Source organism: Segatella baroniae B14, assembly GCF_022024235.1.
Taxonomy (GTDB): domain Bacteria; phylum Bacteroidota; class Bacteroidia; order Bacteroidales; family Bacteroidaceae; genus Prevotella; species Prevotella bryantii.
In genome coordinates this window covers 864,561-884,612 of sequence record NZ_CP091799.1, presented here as the reverse complement: position 1 = coordinate 884,612, position 20,052 = coordinate 864,561, and the positions used below count along the sequence as shown (strand labels likewise).

General features: G+C 40.8%; 16 protein-coding genes. 4 read left to right on the top strand and 12 right to left on the bottom strand.

All coding sequences use genetic code 11. The features are described 5' to 3' along the window. The 4 genes from L6469_RS03720 (at position 1) to L6469_RS03705 (ending at position 9,927) form a co-directional block, all read left to right on the top strand. A complete protein-coding gene (locus L6469_RS03720) occupies positions 1–6,132 on the top strand; it encodes a DEAD/DEAH box helicase (protein WP_074803304.1) in 6,132 nt (2,043 codons plus the stop codon). Positions 6,133–6,135: 3 nt separating this feature from the next. Next, the gene (locus L6469_RS03715) at positions 6,136–8,232 is read left to right on the top strand and encodes a 3'-5' exonuclease (protein ID WP_074803301.1); all 2,097 of its coding nucleotides are present in this window, start codon (positions 6,136–6,138) and stop codon (positions 8,230–8,232) included. Between the two features lie 55 nt (positions 8,233–8,287). Further along, positions 8,288–9,235 (top strand): helix-turn-helix transcriptional regulator, encoded by a 948-nt coding sequence (locus tag L6469_RS03710; protein WP_074803298.1) that lies wholly within the window; start codon positions 8,288–8,290, stop codon positions 9,233–9,235. 89 nt (positions 9,236–9,324) lie between these two features. Further along, on the top strand, positions 9,325–9,927 hold the full coding sequence (locus L6469_RS03705) for a hypothetical protein (RefSeq protein ID WP_039869177.1): 603 nt from the start codon (positions 9,325–9,327) through the stop codon (positions 9,925–9,927). Between the two features lie 5 nt (positions 9,928–9,932). Here L6469_RS03705 and L6469_RS03700 read toward each other — a convergent pair whose 3' ends face one another. Genes L6469_RS03700 through L6469_RS03645 form a run of 12 tightly spaced genes read right to left on the bottom strand, consistent with a single transcriptional unit; the run spans position 9,933 to position 20,026 of the window. Then, complete coding sequence (locus L6469_RS03700; RefSeq protein ID WP_039869174.1) at positions 9,933–10,469, bottom strand: hypothetical protein; 537 nt, start codon at positions 10,467–10,469, stop codon at positions 9,933–9,935. Then, a complete protein-coding gene (locus tag L6469_RS03695; RefSeq protein ID WP_006281071.1) occupies positions 10,459–10,989 on the bottom strand; it encodes a glycoside hydrolase family protein in 531 nt (176 codons plus the stop codon). The genes L6469_RS03700 and L6469_RS03695 overlap by 11 nt, the downstream gene beginning before the upstream one ends. Positions 10,990–11,011: 22 nt before the next feature. Further along, positions 11,012–11,641 (bottom strand): DUF4134 family protein, encoded by a 630-nt coding sequence (locus L6469_RS03690; RefSeq protein ID WP_074803295.1) that lies wholly within the window; start codon positions 11,639–11,641, stop codon positions 11,012–11,014. 26 nt (positions 11,642–11,667) lie between these two features. Continuing rightward, a complete protein-coding gene (locus L6469_RS03685; protein ID WP_006283063.1) occupies positions 11,668–13,860 on the bottom strand; it encodes a type IV secretory system conjugative DNA transfer family protein in 2,193 nt (730 codons plus the stop codon). A gap of 1 nt (position 13,861) precedes the next feature. Further along, a complete protein-coding gene (locus L6469_RS03680; protein ID WP_039870880.1) occupies positions 13,862–14,509 on the bottom strand; it encodes a hypothetical protein in 648 nt (215 codons plus the stop codon). 6 nt (positions 14,510–14,515) lie between these two features. After that, positions 14,516–15,028 (bottom strand): hypothetical protein, encoded by a 513-nt coding sequence (locus L6469_RS03675; protein ID WP_006283065.1) that lies wholly within the window; start codon positions 15,026–15,028, stop codon positions 14,516–14,518. Positions 15,029–15,031: 3 nt separating this feature from the next. Next, positions 15,032–15,883 (bottom strand): conjugative transposon protein TraN, encoded by an 852-nt coding sequence (gene traN / locus L6469_RS03670; RefSeq protein ID WP_006283066.1) that lies wholly within the window; start codon positions 15,881–15,883, stop codon positions 15,032–15,034. A 12-nt stretch (positions 15,884–15,895) separates the two neighbouring features. Further along, complete coding sequence (gene traM, locus L6469_RS03665; protein ID WP_006283067.1) at positions 15,896–17,110, bottom strand: conjugative transposon protein TraM; 1,215 nt, start codon at positions 17,108–17,110, stop codon at positions 15,896–15,898. Then, complete coding sequence (locus L6469_RS03660; RefSeq protein WP_006283068.1) at positions 17,103–17,486, bottom strand: hypothetical protein; 384 nt, start codon at positions 17,484–17,486, stop codon at positions 17,103–17,105. The genes traM and L6469_RS03660 overlap by 8 nt, the downstream gene beginning before the upstream one ends. 11 nt (positions 17,487–17,497) lie before the next feature. Next, positions 17,498–18,112 (bottom strand): conjugative transposon protein TraK, encoded by a 615-nt coding sequence (gene traK / locus L6469_RS03655; protein WP_006283069.1) that lies wholly within the window; start codon positions 18,110–18,112, stop codon positions 17,498–17,500. A gap of 17 nt (positions 18,113–18,129) precedes the next feature. Then, entirely contained in the window at positions 18,130–19,260 is a 1,131-nt protein-coding gene (locus L6469_RS03650; protein WP_006283070.1) for a hypothetical protein, read from the bottom strand. Between the two features lie 16 nt (positions 19,261–19,276). Further along, complete coding sequence (locus tag L6469_RS03645; RefSeq protein WP_006283071.1) at positions 19,277–20,026, bottom strand: DUF5045 domain-containing protein; 750 nt, start codon at positions 20,024–20,026, stop codon at positions 19,277–19,279. Positions 20,027–20,052 lie beyond the last annotated feature (26 nt).

The window sequence follows — 20,052 nt, the reverse complement described above, 5'->3', positions numbered from 1 at the left end:
ATGTTACCACTCCAACAAGCACGCGAAGTTCGTGACTCAGTTATTGAGTATATAAAAGCAACATTCCGATTCAAAGAAAAGGATGTGAGCGATGCGTTCTATCGCTTTATTGAGGATAAAGATAATGGATTATTCAAAGGACCATACGTTTCTTTGAAGACTCCGTTCGTGTCTGCTACTGCGGAGGAGAGTGCTAATATCCCATTAGATATAGCACCATCATTCCCTCCTTATAAGCATCAGTTACAGGCATTTCATCAGTTGTCTATGAAGAATGGACATAAGCCAGAGCCTACACTTCTGACTACAGGAACAGGTTCTGGAAAGACAGAGTGTTTCCTTTATCCAATACTTGACTATTGTTACCATTGCAATCAGTACGAGCGTCAGACTGGTGTAAAGGTTATCATTATGTACCCAATGAATGCCTTGGCAAGTGATCAAGCAAAGCGTTTGGCTGAAACAATCTGGAATGATCCGAGGCTGAAGGGAAAGGTAACAGCAGGCTTGTTCGTTGGCGAGGGAGTTGATGCAAAAGAATATCCTCGTGATATGGGTGAAGACCATATTATTGAGAATCGTGATGCTATCCTTGATACAGTGCCAGACATTTTGCTTACCAACTTCAAAATGCTGGACTATGGATTGATGCGTCAGCGATTTATGTCATTGTGGAAAGGCAATATTGATACTGACCAAAAGGCATTGCGTTTCATCGTGCTTGATGAGCTTCATACATACGATGGAGCCCAAGGAACAGATGTTGCCAATCTTATTCGTCGTCTGAAGCTAAAGTTGAACTTGCCAAAGGAATCTCTTTGCCCTATTGGAACTTCAGCCACTATTGGCAGTGGTCAAGATAGTAAGACGCGACTTTGCGAATACGCTACAAATGTATTTGGTGAACAGTTTGAGGAAAAGAATGTCATTGAAGAACATCGTATTCCTGTAGATGAATATATTGATGCAGTTGCGATGGGTATTCCTGACGGTAAACTCATCAAAGAATGCATATTCGGCAATAATGATACAGTAGAAACATATATCAAGCGATTGTGTAAATACTGGCTGAAAAAGAGTGACGCTACACCTGTAGAAGCTGGTCAGATTCTTAGGCGCATGGGAATCGTTCGCGATTTGCTTAACGCCTTAAAGGATGGCATTCTGACACTTGATGAACTTCAATATAAATTGGAAGACAATTCTGAGTTCAGACGATTAAGACAACAATATACGGAAAAAACATGCAGCATCGCCATCGAAAACCTCATGGCATTGATTGCATACTCTAAGCGACCTCTTACCGGCACTAAGACTGTCCCCATGTTGTATCTTCAGGTTCAACTTTGGCAGAGAGAACTAAGTGGTATTTTACGCTATGTACAGAAAGAACCTGAATTTACATGGAGAGGGAGCATAAAGTCTGATGAAGACCGTGTGGCATTGCCAATGTACTTCTGTCGTGATTGTGGAGCAAGTGGTTGGATTAGCAGAAGACTTGCTACGGATGATAAGTTCTGTAGCGATGTTCGTACTATCAACATGGCGTTTGCATCGAAAGAGAAGGACGTGGTTCTTCTCAATACAGAAATGAAACGTCATGAGGCGGTAGATGATTACATAAGCGAGAATGCAACTAATGTCACTCTTCATGTAAAGATGAAAGATCTATCAGAAGCGAGTGTAAGCGATAGTGACACAATACGTCTGCGTGTTTGCAGTAAATCTTCTTCAAACAGGAACGGTAATCAAAAGTTCATGCGTACTTGTCCTGAATGTAATGGCGGAGATACAATATGCCAGATTGGTGGCCGCACATCTACACTATCAAGTGTCGCCATCAGTCAGGTCTTGTCTAGTGACTTTGATAACGCAAATGCCGATGAAAGAAAGATTCTGGTATTTACTAATAGTGTACAGGACGCAGCACATCAGGCAGGATTCTATGAAGCACGTACTTACCGTTTCCTGTTCCGTCAGTCAATGCAGAAATATATCAATACGCTTTCTACACCAATCAATCTGGTTGAGTTGCAGAAGGGATTCAAAGAATATTGGCATGAACAACTGACGGATGAGGAATACTTTAATAGATTCCTTCCTGCGGATTTGGCAAAGAGTATAGACTTGCGTAAGAACTATCGTGTTGCAGGTGAAGGCAGTGATTTCATGGATAATTTCAAGAAGGAGTTTGAGTTGCGAGTAGATTGGGAGATTCTCAGCGAATTTGCCCTTACTGCCCAGCTTGGTCGCACTCTGGAAAAGACTGGTGCATCAGCATCTTTCTTCAAACAAGAACTGTTGTCAGAAGTTCATGCTAAGATGACGGACTGGTTGAAGGATAATGCTATGGAGCATATCGGTGAGAACGAATCTACTTTCATACATTTCATTTATGGTGTTCTTCAGCGTATGCGAACTCATGGGGCAGTTGATCATCCATACCTTGAAAAGTATAGAAAAGAAAATCTGAATCAGTGGGCTCTGAACTGGCAATGGGATGGTCGTCATTTCTTGAACAAATCTTTAGGTGGCAGTATGCAATTTCCAAAACTTGTAGGTACTGTCCATACAGGAAAGAACCATGAAATGCTTGATATGGCAGTAATGCGTGGTGATAGTAAGCAGACATGGTATAGCAATTACTTCATAGAGGTATTTGAAGATCCTTGGATTGGAAAGAACTCTGCTCTTTTCAATGACTTTATGCGCAAACTTCTTGATACTATGGTTGAAGTAGGATTGCTCAACCGAGAGAAACAAGGTGGTGGTAATTATGCTATCAGACCTGAAAATATATGGATAAGCAATAAGGTGAAGCACATCCAGTGTGATACCTGTCAGTCTCGTTTGTGTGTTGCCGTACAAGATAATCTTGCCGAAGGAACCCATTGTCTTGACTATAAGTGTAAGGGTACATATTCGGAAGAAACGAAGCCTGAACTAAATTATTATCAGCAGGTTTACAATCGAAATCTTTCTCCTCGTGTTCATGCTCACGAGCATACGGGTTTGTTGGAGCGTTATGACAGAGAAGAACTTGAAAAGGACTTTAAACGGCATCCGCATAGTAATTCAACTAATGTTCTATGTGCTACTTCCACTTTGGAAATGGGTATTGATATTGGTGATCTGAACGTAATGGGTAATACAAATATCCCTCCAAAGCCAAGCAATTTCCTTCAGAGAGTTGGTCGTGCTGGTCGTAAGGAAGGTTCCGCTTTAGTATTGAACTATGCCCATGCTGGCGAACCTCATGATATGTATTATTACACGTATCCAGAGGAAATGATGCAAGGAGAAGTAAATACGCCCGGATGTTTCCTTGAAGCAAAGGACATTCTTAGACGTCACTTTCTAGCATATTGCATAGACACATGGACTTCATCTGATGTTCAGAATACACTTCCAAGCAATATCCGAGACCTTCATCTGCTGAATGATAACATTTTCAATGATGAAGCATTTATTCTGAACCGAATTGTTGCATTCATTAAAAATAACAAGGTTTCATTACGGTCTGCATTCTGCGATCAGTATGAGGATAAAACCCAGCCAGCACTTGGCAAGTTGTTTGAGACACTTGATGACGGTACGTTCTACAACAGGCTTATCAATGAGTTTGCTTTGCTCACCGATCGTTTGCATCATCTTGGCAAAGAACTTGAAGAATATGACAATCAAAAGAAGAGAATACAGCCAAATGACCCTGCTATTAAACAGATTGAAGAACTTATCAAAGCAACAAAAAAGCAGTATGGCCAGATAATGAGTGAAAGCATGATTGAGTATATGACAAATGTTGGACTCTTACCAAATTATGCTTTCCCTGAGACTGGAGTTAAATTGCAAGCAAATGTCTATGCCTCTCATGCAAAAGAAGATAAGGAGGGTAATGTGGCAGAACCGAAGACATTTGAGTTGACTCGTCCTGCTTCCCAAGGAATCAAAGAGCTTGCACCAGGTAATAACTTTTATACACAAAAATTCAAGCTCAATGTAAGTGGATTGAATACTTTTGATTGGAAGGACTCTTTGACAGTTATGAAGTTCTGCTCAAAATGCGACTGTGTAGCTTTAAAGGGGGATTCAGGATTTGAGGATGCTGCTTGTCCAAAATGTAATGATCCGTCATGGGGAGTCAATCGTCATCCTATATTGAAGTTTACTGGTGCAAGAAGTGTTATGCATAGCAATGACGCAGCTCTTGATGACTCCAGTGAAGATCGAGATTCTGAAAACTACATCATAAAGCGACATTATATGTTCCGTCATACGGGAGCAACAACCTCTTATGCAATCAGAGGAGTTGGTTTCGGTATCGAATTCTGCAATAATATGGAGCTATATGAGGTAAATTATGGTATGCAGATGCAGTCTGGTAGTAAAGTAGAGGTTGATAATGATACTACAGTACCGCAGAATGGATTTGTTACATGTCGATATTGTGGAAAGTCAACACCAATCCTGAGTGGGGCAACACTAGAAGATCAACATTATAAGTTCTGTACTCATAAGGATGTTGCATTTGCCGATGACAGGGATGAACATGTATTCGAGCGCCTATACCTCTATCGGCATATGCAGACGGAGGCAATAAAAATTTTGTTGCCAATACAAATTATGGATGCAAAGGCTGCTGTTGAAATGTTCAAGGCTGGTATAGAACTGGGTATGAAAGCTTACTATAAGTCTTCTCCTGAACATATTCGTATAGACTCTTACACAGAAATGAACCTTGGCACTATGCAAAAGGATCATTATCTTGTTATGTACGATACCATTCCTGGAGGTACAGGCTATCTTTCGAAACTATATAATACAGAGGAGTTTACTATTCTTCTAAGGATGGCATACGACAAGATACATGACTGCCAGTGTCAGTGGGAGGGCAAAGACGGATGCTACCATTGTATTCTTACTTATGGAAATCAGTATAAGCGTGATGCCTTCAGCAGAGAGGCAGCAGAAGCCTTGTTTGAAAAGCTTGTCAGTCATGCCAATTCATGGGAGACACTTTCAGGTTCTGTTGGCACTATTTCCCAAACTGGTGTTGCCGAAGACAGCGAACTTGAACTGAAATTTGTAAGCGCACTGAAGACAATTTGTCGAAATAATAATTGGATATTTGAAAAGGTTCCTGATGCTGATAGTTACCGATATGATATGCATATCCTTGATGGTAACACAGACATCCGTTATTATGTTATTCCTCAGTTTGCATTAGGAGGACACTATGGCGTGAGGAACTACACTGTAGCAGATTTTCAAATTATATGTATGTCTGCAACAATCAATGGAGTAGCCATTCATAACATAGAGAATCTGCCAATGTGGGCAATATTCCTTGACGGTTACGCTTTTCATGCACAGGCTCCAAATATGAGGTTCTATGGTGACAAGGAGAAACGGGATGGTATTCGCGATTCCTTAACCCACTATCTCTATTCCTGGACGCTCACATGGGACGATATACTTCTGTTTGAAAACGAAAAGGAAGATTCTCTTGATTTGAATTCTGTGACTCGTTTGATTGAATTACTGAAGAACCCACAGCCTGGTAATCTGAAGGAAACTGCTTTTGGTTGTATTGCAAATGCGGAGAATTTTATGGGCTTTGGTGGTTCATTGTATCAAGGTGAAATAACAATAGATGATAGTTGTTATGATACCCTGAACGATGATTCAACCGATGAGGAGGTTGCGATTGCCTTGGATGGGGCAATACAATATGATTGGCACCTACAGCAACTTCAATTTAATATTGATAAGGAAGAATGGGTGGGATTCTGGCGTAGGTATAATCTTTTACAGTTCTTCTCAAACAAGCCTGCGGTAACCGACGCACCTCCAACTATTGACATTGATAGAGACGAAGTAAAGATGTACTATCCTGGTTTGGAAGATATTGTTGACATATTGCTTGACAATAATATACAATTCGGTCTTGAAGGAGATGTTGACCTAACAGATTCGGATGGAATCGTTCTCGCTTCAGCAGGAATGCTTATCAGAAATTCAAAAGTTGCCATCGATCCTACTGATGATAACTCAAAGGCAATATTTGAATCAGCTGGTTATACTATCATTTATTCAGACAACTTTGATATTAACGAAATTAAAAACAAATAATATATGAGACTGTTTCTTTCTGATACATGCTACGAGCCACTTTTTGCTCTTCCTAAGAAGATACAGACTAAAGTGGTAAACTTCCAGAAAAAGTTCCGTGAGTGTACTAGTGCCAATGGAATGCATCTGGAACCAATTGCTCAGTTCAATGACGATTCAATGCGTACAGCTCGTATTGATGACAACTACCGCGCCGTCATTGGACTTGTTGATGACAATGCTTATCTACTTTATGTAGGAACTCATGAAAAAGCCTACAACTGGGGTATCCGCAAGAAACTTGTATGGAATGACCACACTCAGGCTTGCCAGTTGGTTACAATACATCAAACAACTGAGACTGTAGTCAATACAGAATCTGCGGTTACAGATGAATCATCTCCATTCTGTAATATTAATGAAGAAAAATGGCTTAAAATTGGTGTCCCAGAAGATTTGGTCAATCAGGTTAAGCTTATTAAGTCTTTGGATGATTTGGAACCACTCGAAGAGTATCTTCCTACAGATGCATTTGAGAATATCTATAATCTTCTTGACGGAGAGGATATTGATGATATTATTGCTGAAATAGAGGAAGGACAAGCAAAAGAAAATGAAGATCAGTTGCTCAGCAATAACAATAAGCGTCGTTTTGTTGAACTTACCGACGATGACGCATTGCAGCGTATTTTGGATAATGATATGGATAAATGGCAGCTGTTCCTTCATCCTTCGCAACAAAAACTTGTTGATGCAGATTATAAAGGTACAATGAAGGTTAGTGGTGGCGCAGGTACAGGTAAAACCGTAGCTGCTCTTCATCGTTTAAAGCATCTTAGTGCGAACCCGGATGCCAAGATTCTCTTCACAACATACACAAGAACTCTCAAAGAAAATCTGGAGGACTTGGTAAAGAAGATGGATATTAACCCTTCTCGTTGTACTTTGAGCAATATTGATCAGGTTCTGATAGAAACAGCACGTCAGTATAATGTTAAGGATGGCTATAAGATACTTGATTATTCAGGTGATGAGGAATCTCTAAAACTCTGGCGCGAGGTGCTTGAAACAGAGGTGACTGAATTTGATGAACAGTTCCTTTATGACGAGTACATCGATGTTATTGTGTATTTCGGCAATGCAGATGTTAAGTCATACATGATGCAGCAACGTGTAGGCAGAACAAAAGCGTTAAGTCGAAAACAGCGCATAGAAATATGGAAACTTGTAGAAAAGTATGTTTCACTTAAGCAAGAGCGTAAAGTAGTTGATCGTCTTGAATTGTTTAATGAGACAACCAAGTATTTAAATGATAACAATGTGCGTCCATATACCAATGTGATTGCTGATGAGTTCCAGGACTTCTCGAATCCTGAACTTAAATTCCTTCGTGCTCTTGTCGCAGAGGGAAGAAATGACTTGTTCCTGACCGGTGATCCTATGCAGCGTATTTACAGTGGTCGCAAGATAAACTTTAGTGCAGCTGGTATCAATGTGCGTGGTGTCCGTAGTAAGCGATTGAAGATTAACTATCGTACAACTGAACCTATCAAGAAAGTAGCTGTTGGAGTTATTAAAGGCCAAACTTACGATGATATGGATGGAGGTACAGAATCTATTAAAGGTTATGTTTCTCTCATCCATGGAGGAGAAAAGCCTGTTTACAAGATTGTCGGTAATGCATCTGAAGAAGTCAATCAGATTATTGAATGGATAGTAGAGTGCAAGCAGAATAATATTGCATTGAAAGACATTTGTGTAGCCGCTCCAAGTATGGGAATGATGAAAGAAATCCAGACTCGCTTTCATACCGACGGCACTCCTTACAGAGTTCTGAAAGGTACAGTCAAGTCAGGGGTTCAGGATGGAATTTCTCTTTGCACGTTGCACTCCTTGAAAGGCTTAGAATTCAAGGTAGTTATACTTATGGATATAAATGAGCGTAATATACCTTCAATAGCAACGGATTCATATCCGTTCTCTGGTATGGATGCCTTGGATAAAAAAGAATTCCTTTCTGCAAAACGTTCTTTGCTCTATGTAGCAATCACACGTGCTAGACAACTAGTATTTATTGTTGGATATGGAGAAGCAACAGGGTTGTTGACTCCTAATAGTTAATTTTTCATCTGTTGTTTCTTGCAAAGATGATACCACATGATTTAATAAAAGTTATATGACTGTACCATCATTATTCAAGGAATATATATGGCTCGTGAATACAATAAAACGAGCACATAGAATTACTTTTGCTGAAATACAAGAAAAATGGCTTGACACTGAAATGAGTGGGGGAGTAGAGCTTGCACGTTCTACTTTCAACCGTCATAAGGATGCCATTCAGGATATATTCGGTATCTATATCGAATGCGACCGTAAGGGTGGCTATAAGTATTATATTGGTAATGAGAATGTCCTGCATGAAGAATCAGTTCAGAACTGGATTGTTTCAACGATGTCGGTAAATGATATTATATCTGAAAGCAAGTGTCTTCACGATCGCATTCTTCTTCAGCAGATTCCTTGTGACGATTATCTTCAGATTTGTATCAAAGCAATGAAGAAGAAGGTCCGTTTGGCTGTTAAATATCGCAGATATGAATCAGACAAAATCACCGAGGCAGACTTCGAGCCATATTGCTTGAAGCTGTTTAATCAACGTTGGTATATACTGGCTCACTTCCATCGTGATGCTACACCTGAGAAGGAGGAACGTGACTACTTTGCGATTTATTCTTTTGACCGCATACAGGAAATGTCTTTGACAGATGTGAAATTTGACATTCGGGATGATTTTGATGCACAAGACTTTTTTAGTGAGTGTTTTGGTGTTTTTGCTAGTGATGAAACTTCAGCAGAACGTATCATCCTCCGTGCATATGGCAAGCAGCGTTACTATTTGCGAGATCTTCCTTTGCATCATAGTCAAAGGGCTATCGGACAAGGAGAAAACTATACTGATTTTGAATACTATGTTCGACCTACAAGCGATTTCTGTGGTCATATTCTTAGTTTGGCCAATAATCTGAAGGTAATTTATCCTCAGTCGTTGGCAGATAAAATCAGTCAGCTAGCTATTGATACACTGAAAATGTATAACATAGATGTAAAGGATAAAGTATAATTTTTATCATATTATCAAAATTTAGGAGGTTGTCCCATGATTTGGAATAACCTCCTTCTATTTTTGTACCTGTATTAAAATTGTAGAGTATGATAAATGCTAAAGGCCAGGTTAATCAGAAGTATAGAGGATCATTGTACTCTAACTTGCTGGTAGGATGCGTATTAAGCGAGCGCATAGATAAAGATCCGCTCATGAATCCGAAGATGGTTGTTAAAGAAGCCCCTTTTGTGCCTCGAGCATTGATCCGACAACAACGGACTTTCATAATGAGATGGAATCCGGAAATTAGTAGCCATAAACTTGTTGATTTTGAACATGCAATGGAAGACTTCTATACAGAAGGATTCTATTATGACTGGAGTATCTTTGATTATAAGAAAGTCCATATTGGAGACCGTTTCTTTATGTTGAAGGTCGGTAATGGCAATACGGGTATTGTCATGTCTGGTATCATCATTAGTTTGCCATATAGAGATAAGGACTGGAGCGGGAAGGGTAGGGCTACGTGGTATGTCCGAATGTTGCCCGATTGTATGATCCATCCAAACAAATCTAAAATGGTATCAATACAAGCGTTGAACTCAGCTCTGCCTGGTGTGAATTGGAATGAGGGGCATTCCGGTGTGTTGTTAAATAAAGAGCAGGCAAACAAATTCAACGAAATCTGGTATAACTACACTTTCTGCTGAAACAGTTATCTGTGAAAACCAACAGATTGTACTTCTTGTTGCTCCAACAATGTGTTACTCATTGCAAATGAGAGAACAATTCCACCACCCAAGGCATGGAACGCAGCTTTTGCCGAAGTACCTGTATCTACAACACCATCAACAATTATTGGTGTAAAGCCATCGGGAAGAGGTTTGGTTTGTTGAAATCCCATTTGCTCCTCAGTCAATGGCGTGCCGAGTTTCTTCATTAGATAGTTCGACTCTCTTGTTTTCCCAATAAGAATGTTGGCGATGGAGGAGTGGCTATATTCTGCTATAGCTTTGGCAAGAAACAAGGTCTCTTTTGCCGTTCCATGATGGTTGGGTATGGGCACAATGATAGAATCTAGCGGCACAAGTGCTGCCATTTTTCGTGCGGCATACTGAATGGCAGCTTTATCTGCATGTTTCAGATCATGGGAAATGATGTTGTTGATGCCATCGTAATATTTGCCTGTCGATAGAAAGGTAATTCCTTCCACTTCTATACAGATATAATCATCTTTTACGTTATCGTTCATATAGTAATTCAAATTCTGCATATCTGCGTCTCTCGATGGATGCCACTTTCTTACCTTTCCAGTGGCAAAAATCTATATAGTCCTTTTTGAAATCACGTATTCCTGCTTCAATCTTCTTCAGCAATTTACTCTTTGAGTATTTTCCCTTTCGGCCTAAGATACGATAGGGGCCTACATTGTAGGCAAGAGCAGCAAGCAGCAGAGAGTCCTTACCATAGCACCTGAACAAGTCACATAGTTTAGATAGGTCTTTGCGTAAAAGCTTGTCAGCCTCTCTGTGGGACATGTTGGATGAATATTGTTCTCCAGGTCTTAATTTGTGGCCATATCCTACATAGGGAAAGTCCTTTTTCCGATGCATTCCTTCATAGTACTTGATACAGCAAACAGCACGCTCGAATGGAGATATGCTGAAAATCGAATAGTACTTGGACGGCTCGGAATAACGAACTGTAGAAATAGTTCTAGCTATTGAAGATATGCTTGAAAGCATAAATGCTAACAGGCTGATAATAGACATTCTAATCATCTTTGTTTTTGTTTTAATTATGTGGAAGATTACCACTTAGACTTATAAGTGCATTAAATGTACCGTAATCAATTTCTCTGTTCCAATAGAGCTTTTGGATATAATCCAAAGTATTTCCGTATGATCCTGGTGAACCATTACCATTCTTGGCGTAAATATCTAGAAGATAGTTTGCTGTTTCCATCTTGGTTCCACTAGGGAAGTGCACCCAATGATCATCGGCGAATGATGGAATTTCGGTGATAATTCCACTTTGAGAAATACCTCCTTTGTCAGATGCAAGAAACCCATCAGAGGAACTTGACGTTCCACTTGTCGATGAACTTGTGTTTTCTCCTGTCGAATAAGATTCATAACCAAAGAAATGTGGTAAAGCCAAAGCCATAGATACAAAACACAAACAACTACCTAGGGTAATTGAAATGCGTTTTGTTATTTGTTGCGGTGCTGTCTGCATAGCCATGTAGGTACTTAGTGCTCCTACAATAGCTATGATAGCAGCAATAGCAAAACAGAGTCCTTGAACGTAAGGGGTGTAGGAAAAGATGCCATCAGATGCATCTGATAGGGCTGATGCCCCCGTCTGTGCTACACTTGGCAAGGTGACAAAGCCTATAAACAGGATAAGCAAATACTTTCTCATGATGTCTTTTCTTTTGATGGTTATACTTAATTTTTCACCTTAAACATGAGGATGGTTTTAATCATCTCTTTCACATCTTTGTTGACACTCACGAAATTCTGATATAGAATACGTTCGCGTGCATCGTCAGACGGAAATGAATAAAACTTAGGAAGCGGATATTTTTTGTAGTCAGATTCTTCCTGCTGAATCTTCTTCATGTCAAAATCTGTCTTGCAATAGAATTTTGATGTCTGGAACTCAGCTGATTCTTGGATATTCATGGAACCATTATGCCCTGTCTTCGTCTTGATGAAGTCACGTGCTGACTGACCGCATATCCAACCTGTAGGCATATCGGAAATCTTGGATGCCGGCACAAGGCTGTCCATGTTCTCATTGAGGTTAATGGATGTCTTGTCACGGTCTATCGTAACACCCTTTTTTAGTTGTACGACTTTGCCGAAGATGTCGTTGGAAAGCCATTCTAGTGTTTCTTTTGCTCGTGCAGAACCCGATACTACATTACCTACAGTGGTTATGATTTTCTGCATACCCGTCTTTCCATAGTCAGCTTCGAGCTGTGGTAATTCCTGAAATCCTAAGGCCACCGATACTTTGTTGCTACGGGCAGTACCTATCAATCGGTCAATTTTATGGAAATACAGGGTTGGCAGCTCGTCAACAATAATGCTGACTGGGATATTCTTTCCTTGTCCAGTGTTGACACGAGTAACAAGTCTGTTTAGAATAAGTGCATTCAAAGCACCAATAATACTTTCCATTTCTGGATCGTTCGCAATCAGGAGGTATGATGGATTCTTGGGATCAGATACCTTCAGGTCAAAATCATCACCATCCTTATGGAATATCCAATAGGATTCCTTGGTGGCAAGACGGGATGTATAGACTCGTAGTGTGCCAATCATACCTTCCAGCTGTTCCATTGCCTTATTTTTTAATGCTGTCTGGAAAGGACCTAACAGAGGTGCTACTTCATCATCCGTCTCTAAAACTTCAAAAATGGTCTGATAGCTCTCATTGAGGAAAGAAAGAATATGGGGCATATCAGAATATTTACCGAGCCAATAGGCAGGTTGTACCTCATTGCCGTTATTGTCAAAGACTCTGCCTGTTAACTTCATTCGTCCTGTCTTGGGCTCCTTTACCTTCTGAGCTATAAGTTTGTTGCCATTGGCGTCGTATGGCTCTTTTTCCCAATTGCAGAAAAAGTAGATACATGCAGCAAGGAAGTTGACTGCAGAGGTTTGGAAGAACTGGTCACTGCCGCCGCCACCTTCTTTCTTTCCTTTTTGCAAGGATTCTAGCAAGGTTTCTGCCGTTTCTGAAGCAGCTGCAAGGTTTGGAATATACTTCTGTTGGATAGGGTTTACGCGACGACTGTATTCAACATCTACGAAATTGATGATGTTGAACTTGAAATTCCTACCTGCTTTCTGATTTTCCGATTGGTTAACTTTGTAGTGGTAATAGAGTTTTTGAGCAAGGGTAGGGAACTTGTAGTCATACACCACCATAGCAAAGCCTTTTTTGCTATGCTGACGAATGAATGGTTCTATGATGGAGAAAGTCTTACCTGAACCTGGAGTACCCACAACCCAAGTACCTCGGAAGGGATTGATGATATTGACCCATCCTTTTCTGAATTTACCCTTGTAATAATAGCGCATAGGTATATTGACACTGTATTGGTTTTCTATGAGCTCCTGGCATTGCTCGAACGATTCATTTTCAAAATTGAAACGGTCTTTCAGAAGTCCTTCTTTCAGAAATTTACTGATGTTGTCAAGAGCTACGTGAATCAGGATGGTTCCCGTTACCGATGCAGCCATGTATAACCAATGATTCAGCGTTATGGTATAAAAGCGAACATCTATCATTTTGCCGAATAGCCAAACGGACGCAATTGTAACAAAGAAGCCTCCGACCAAAGGGTATAACACCTGTCTTCTGGCATCAAATTCCAGATGCTTCTTGTTACGTGTTCCGATACAGGTGATAAGAATCAGCACAAGAGTAGCAACCTTGCTCCAAATTATATTCCCGTCGCTATATATGAACCAGCGCTTCATGCGATTGTGTAAATCCACAACGACACCGCCCCAGTAATCAAGCAGTTCTGGGTTGATTGCATATTCAAAGAACTCAACTACAAGTGATATGTAGATGAGCGTCCTGAATATCTTATATGATGTTTGCAGTTCTTTACTCTCTTCCATTCTATTTGTTGATAGTTATGATAGGACGAATTTTATGAAATTGTTCTTTGGGCGTTTCCTGAATGGCGCCGCTATTCATTGAGTATAACCAGGCTTTATAAATTTCCTGTCCCTGAACCTCCGTGCTCGACCAATACCAGCATCCGTCAGCATCTTCAGAAAGAGGTTCTCCACCACACATCATTATGCAGGGATTAATGACATGTTTTGCGGCATAGAGCAATCTGAGTTGTGCTACAGAAGGGATATAGGCACTTTGACCATATTCCCACAAATCATAAACTGTCTGTGCAGCAGGGGAGACACCTGAGACAAACATTGCATACGTATTTTTATTGCCATCATAAGCCGTTACATCAGTTGTCGTGCTCTGTTTAATTCCTATACTGTCTGAGAACTGGACCGAATGAACATCATGCAGATATACTGCATAGCCGAGCTCACTTGATGAATTGGACGGATTGACGTAAAAAACAACGGCTATTGCTGTTCCTCCATGGGTTTTATAGTCTTCTGTACTGACAATTTTTCCTGTGGTCAGAAGAATATGGCCGGGCTTGGTAGAAATGTCAGGAAAGTCTCGATGCTCGTCGCAGGAGACGAAGAACATGGCAAACACTGTTGTTAGAATAAAGTATAATGCTTTCATTTTTTATCATTTTATAGTTGGTATTTTGAACCCAAGTACAATGCCCGTACGGAACAGATCCTCACGATTAGGAACCATCAAATCACATTTCGCCTGCCAGAAGAGCTCCCATCCTTTGCGTAGGGCATAGTTATGCTCATAGCCAATATGAATGCCACCAAGGAACTTATCTGTATTACTACCGGCACTTGCTCCTATCCGGACAGCTCCATAATTGTTACGACTACGCCATACACAGGGTTTGTAAGCAGCACCAACTCCCCACGTGCGGTAATTGTGCCAGAACGATTTTGGACATACATGACCGCATGATTCACACTCGTCCCATTTGATGTAGCCATTCAGAAATACCTCCCATGCATTATGATAGTTGGTTTCGTGTTCCCACGACAATGTGACATCAAGACCTCTTTCATACAGTGCTCCCATTCCCAGATTGATTCTGGTTCCATTACGCTGGGCATGGCTATTGGCAGAAAAACAAATCGCAGTAATAAGTATAAACAGATATTTCTTCATGATTTACTCCTCCTTTAATAGACTTGTGTAGAATGAATCTGCAGATAACACATCCTCATAATCAATGCTGAGTTGTATATTACGGCCACTTATCTGTTTCTCTGCTATCTCGATGGTAAGCACCTTGTCATTAGGGAAGGTCATCTTCTTTAGGACAATGATATTTCGGTAACCATGACGGAAAGATCTGTTTTGCTCCAAAATCAGTGACGGTGTGAGTTCAATCATTTGGGCATTTGTTGCCTTGGTCAGTTTCTTATCTGAGAGTTTGACCCGGATTTCATCGATGTCGAAACGGATATTTGTCTTGTTCTCGATGCTGTAATCGATAAAGAAGTAATCTCCAACGGCATAGATATTGTTCAGTCGCATAACCATCCTGTGCTGCTTTGTGCTTACATTACGTATTTTGGCGGATGAACACCATATCTTTCTGGCATACATTGTCATATCTTCGGTACTCATGCTAACCGCAGGATTATGGTAAGCAATTTTCTCATCTGGCAGAATCTGCTTATCCGTTACCGCTTCCTGGAGTCGGGTAGTATAGATGAGGGCATATTGGGTGCGATAACGTTCCGTTACGATTGTAATGATGGCAAGTACATCGCCATCAGCATTCGTTTCTGCACCTTCTTTAGGTTTCAGACGTATCGTATTGTTTATAGGCTGGTCCCCCACGACCTTGTCCGTACTGATGTCCACAAAACGGATTGGCTCAGTTGCCGTGATGATGGTCGTTACCTGTTCATTAACCGTAAGCTGCTCCATTTCTTCGTAAGTCTGCTGCGCCTTTGAGGGCAGAACAGAAAGAGCACAAAGCAGAAATGCACTGAATGTTTTGAATGTCTTCATATTGAATACTGTTTAATCTTGTTTCTTTTCTTTGCCATTGATGAGATACACAAATGTTCCATACTTCAACTTTGCTGAATTTTTGCGTATTGATTTGCTGACAGCATTGCTCGTCTTTTGAACGGCATTGGTTATTGCTTGGTTTCCCCATTGGACAAGCGCATTTCCTGGGGTCGTTGAACTTTGCGTTAGCGATGAAGTGTTGTTCATGGCTCCCGAAGCAACATCTTTGGTGGTCTCACGGAAATTGCTGCCTGGGACATACAATCCTTCGAGACCGTCAGTATCATAAAGGGAAAGGCTTACTTTGATAAGCTCATCATTGACAAGTATGCTCTTGATGCTTCCCTTAACTCGCTGACTGCTAAATCCAGACATCGTTGCGTATAGATAACTACCTTTTGGTATCGTAGTTTGATTGATCTCTATATCATCAAGCAGACGGAGACGAATTCGACTGCCATCGACAGCTTTGACATCTTCATCAATAATAGCCTTGATGAGCTTCGCCTCAGGTTCGTTTACTGCAATCGTATTGAAATAGTCAGATGTAACCTTGACCTTCTTCACAACTTCCTGCGGCTTTTCTTCATTAGACAATCCTCTTACTGCATTTTCGTTGATATTGACTTTGCCCTCGGCTTTATTAGCTTGGTTGGTTTGTGATTCATCAACATGGTCGGAGAATTTTTCTGTCACTTCGTTAGGATGCTGCTGTGTGGACTGTTTTCCATGTAAACGTGCCTGCTCCAGAGCCTTGTTAAGCTCTTCCATCGCTTCACGTTCTCTCTGATGTTGTTGGGCAAGCCTTTCTTCTTCGGTGTTACCCTTTGACAACTCATGGTTAGCCATAGCTTCGCCTTTTTCCTTGCTTTCCTGAAGTTGAGCGAGCATTTCAAGGTCACTGTCCGTATACTTTGATTCATATTCTTCCTTTTGTGTTTCCTCGTTGCGGTCAATGTTTTCCATAGCGGAATAGTCATCAATCTTGCCATAAGACTTGACCATGCTTTCATATTTCCCACCGATACCGTCCCCTCTCATCTTCGCTTCCGGTAATTCGGGATTCAAGTATTCTGTGGTTGTAAGATTCTTATCAGGTATCTCGGCCTTTTCCGTATGAAAGAGGTCTATGACAAAGTAGCCCACAAAAAGAGAAGGGAAGTAAATAAATAGTGGCAGTATATACTTGCCCTGTTTGAAATTGATATTCTTGAACTTATTCATTGTCATACTGATTGATTTCTTTTGATACTTTTTTTTGTGCAGATACTGCAATGTCCCGAGGTCGGTTGTGTCTCTTTCTAAGAACATTCTCCTGTCGGTCAATGGCTCTTTCATGGCTGCAGTTGTAGCTGCTTACCCAGATGAGTCTGTAAATGTTCATCGAAAAGCAGAACAGAACAAAGCCGAACACGATAACCAAGAATGCTTTCGTATGCAGATTGGCATAGTTTTGAACTCGTGCTGCAAACTTGTCAAGACGAGTCAGACGAGCGAACTTCATTCCTGCGTTCACTTCTTTCATATAGCGCTCCTTATATTTTGGGTCGTCCTTGTCTGGCATCTTTTCCCCAAACAACATTTTCTTGAAACTTCTCATATTTACATAGATTAGTAATTCATCTTGGTTTTCTGCTCAATATCCTTATTGAGAAGGGTTCTCCAGTTGGTGATGAGTAGTCCATGAGGATTGTTGTCTGTACGAGGAACACGCTTCAAATGACCTGCAGTGACCAATTCTCTCGTCAGGATTGAAGTGCGTCGCTCAATACGCTGACGGCCATAGTAGGTGAACTCCATCTTATCCTTGTCAAACTTGATACTGTCACAGAAAATGCTGAATACAGCGCTTGTGCCCATAATATTGGAATAGAATCCTTTTTCCTTCAGTGTGTTGAACTGAGCAAGTCCCGTTTCATCAACTAGGTACATCGCTTTATCCATCGTGTATTTAATGTACTTGTCATCAGGTGCAAGTGTGAAGAAGAAATGATGGAACATCTCGATGTGGGATTTTGCCTCTACGTCAAGTGTTTCTTCCATCGTACTTCTTTGTACAAGAATAGGTACGTTGCCATCCAGCACATAAACCTTTTGCTGAGCATCTGTTACCATCATTCGGGCTGTCCAGATGCTTGATATACTAATGATAATGCATCCGACCAGGAAGAGTGAACAGATGATGAGTACCAGTTTGATTTTGTTTTCAAGATTCTTTATAACCATAATTCTAATTTTTGATTTTACATTACTTTGCCAATAACACCCTGAGCAGACATCTTCGCCTGTTGTGCCACTCCTTCACCGAAGTTTCGGGTTGAGAAGGCTGTGTCTCCTTCTGGAATCATCCATGCTGCAAGGTCTGGAACAAGGTTCAGACACTTTAGGGCAACGATACTTGCTGCCATGAGGTAGCCAGCTGAGAAGAATGAATTCTGCAGGTATGCAGCCATAGTCTGTTCACTTTGAGTGATTGCCGTCAGGTTTTCTACCTGAATACTGAGGACAACATCAAAGAGCAGCAGTACATAGAACCCGACGAAGTACAACATTGCTCCGTAAAAGTGTACTGTGAGATAGCGTGTAAGCCATTTAGCCCATGATGATTCCCATTTCGGTAACAGAGAGAATGCCCATTGAATAGGACCGAATATCGTCAACATGCCCAATAGTATCTGTTGGCAGTATATGGTAGCCCACCATCCAATGCGGAACACAATAAGAGCTATAAGCATAACCAGCTTATCAATGCCGATTACAGCTCCTGCGGTGAGTGATGTAAACCAGAGCTTGCTTGCATCTTTTTCCATGTTAGTTACTTCGTCAACGCCAGCCTGCTCCATGGTGCTTTCCACAAGATTCGGATCTGTAGTACCTGTTCTTGCTACATCTGCCTGGGCTTGCAATCCTGTGTAAATCGTATCTCGTGCATAGATGAGCTGTTGCGCCTCCTCAAACTTATCCTCAATGATAGATGCTTCTGCTTCATAGAGATCATGGGTATAAGAGCCTATGCAGTTCGGAATATAACTCAGAAAGTCTAGGAAACACCATGAACTACCGCTTTTGGTCATACCTGTATCTGCAGGTGGGTACCACCAGCAAAGGATAACACTGATGAATAGTGGCTTGAACAGTTTCATGACATCAAGCGGTTCATGCTTCACCATCATCTTATAGGCCATATTCCCTGCCACGATTATTGAAAACAACGCTGCTAAAGCCATGCACATTTGTAGAATCCACCAGAATGGGCCTTGTGAACCTGTATAGGTTGCATCACACAGAAACTCATTGGTCTGAAAAATCACATCATCAATCTCTTCTTCAAGGAGGTTGATGCCAAAGTCTGATAGTATATTTGAATCTGCCATAATTATTTATTTCTTTTCAATGATTGTTTTTGTTACTGTTTCCCGAACTAGTGGCGTTCCAGCCATTTTCTCTCCATCTGTTATAGGCTTCTGTAGCATGAGTACCTCGCCGGTCCGGGATATAACAGGTAGCTGCCAATAGGTCAGCAGTTTTTGCTTTATTGTTAAGCCTGACAATATAAGCAATCAATAAGTCATTTTGCTTGCTTATATCTTTATAGATTGCAAGGTATTGTTTCTTTCGTTCAGAGTTGGGCATATAACCTTCCTGTGTTGCCTTGACTGCACATTGGAACATGTTGTAATACTGCGTCCATCTTTCTTTGTCGGCATAATTACCTCCTGCACTGATTATGCGATTGATGTTCTTTTCAAAGGCATTCATCTTGCTCGTTATTTTGTCCTTTTCAGCAAGCCAGGCTATGTCCACTTGTCTATCTGCAACATTCAACGCTTCTACTTCTGCACGCTGGACAAGTGAACTTTTGATTGAGTCAGCAGATTCTACTTGTTGGTAAGCGGAAATACCTGCAAGTGTTCGAAAAGACATCTTGTTTTTGGCAGAAGCGCTTTTCTGATAATTGCGATGAAACGTATCATAGTAAAGGGTAGGTGTCAGTCCTCCAGCTCCAATCTCCATGACTGTTATCTGATTCATTTTAGCCTCGTCATGGGTGTATGTCACATACGATTGGGCGTGTGCAAAGACAGAAAGAAGAATGCTTAAAGTAGAACTTATACAATATATTTTAATTGATTGTACCATAAATATATACCTTTATATATTAAACT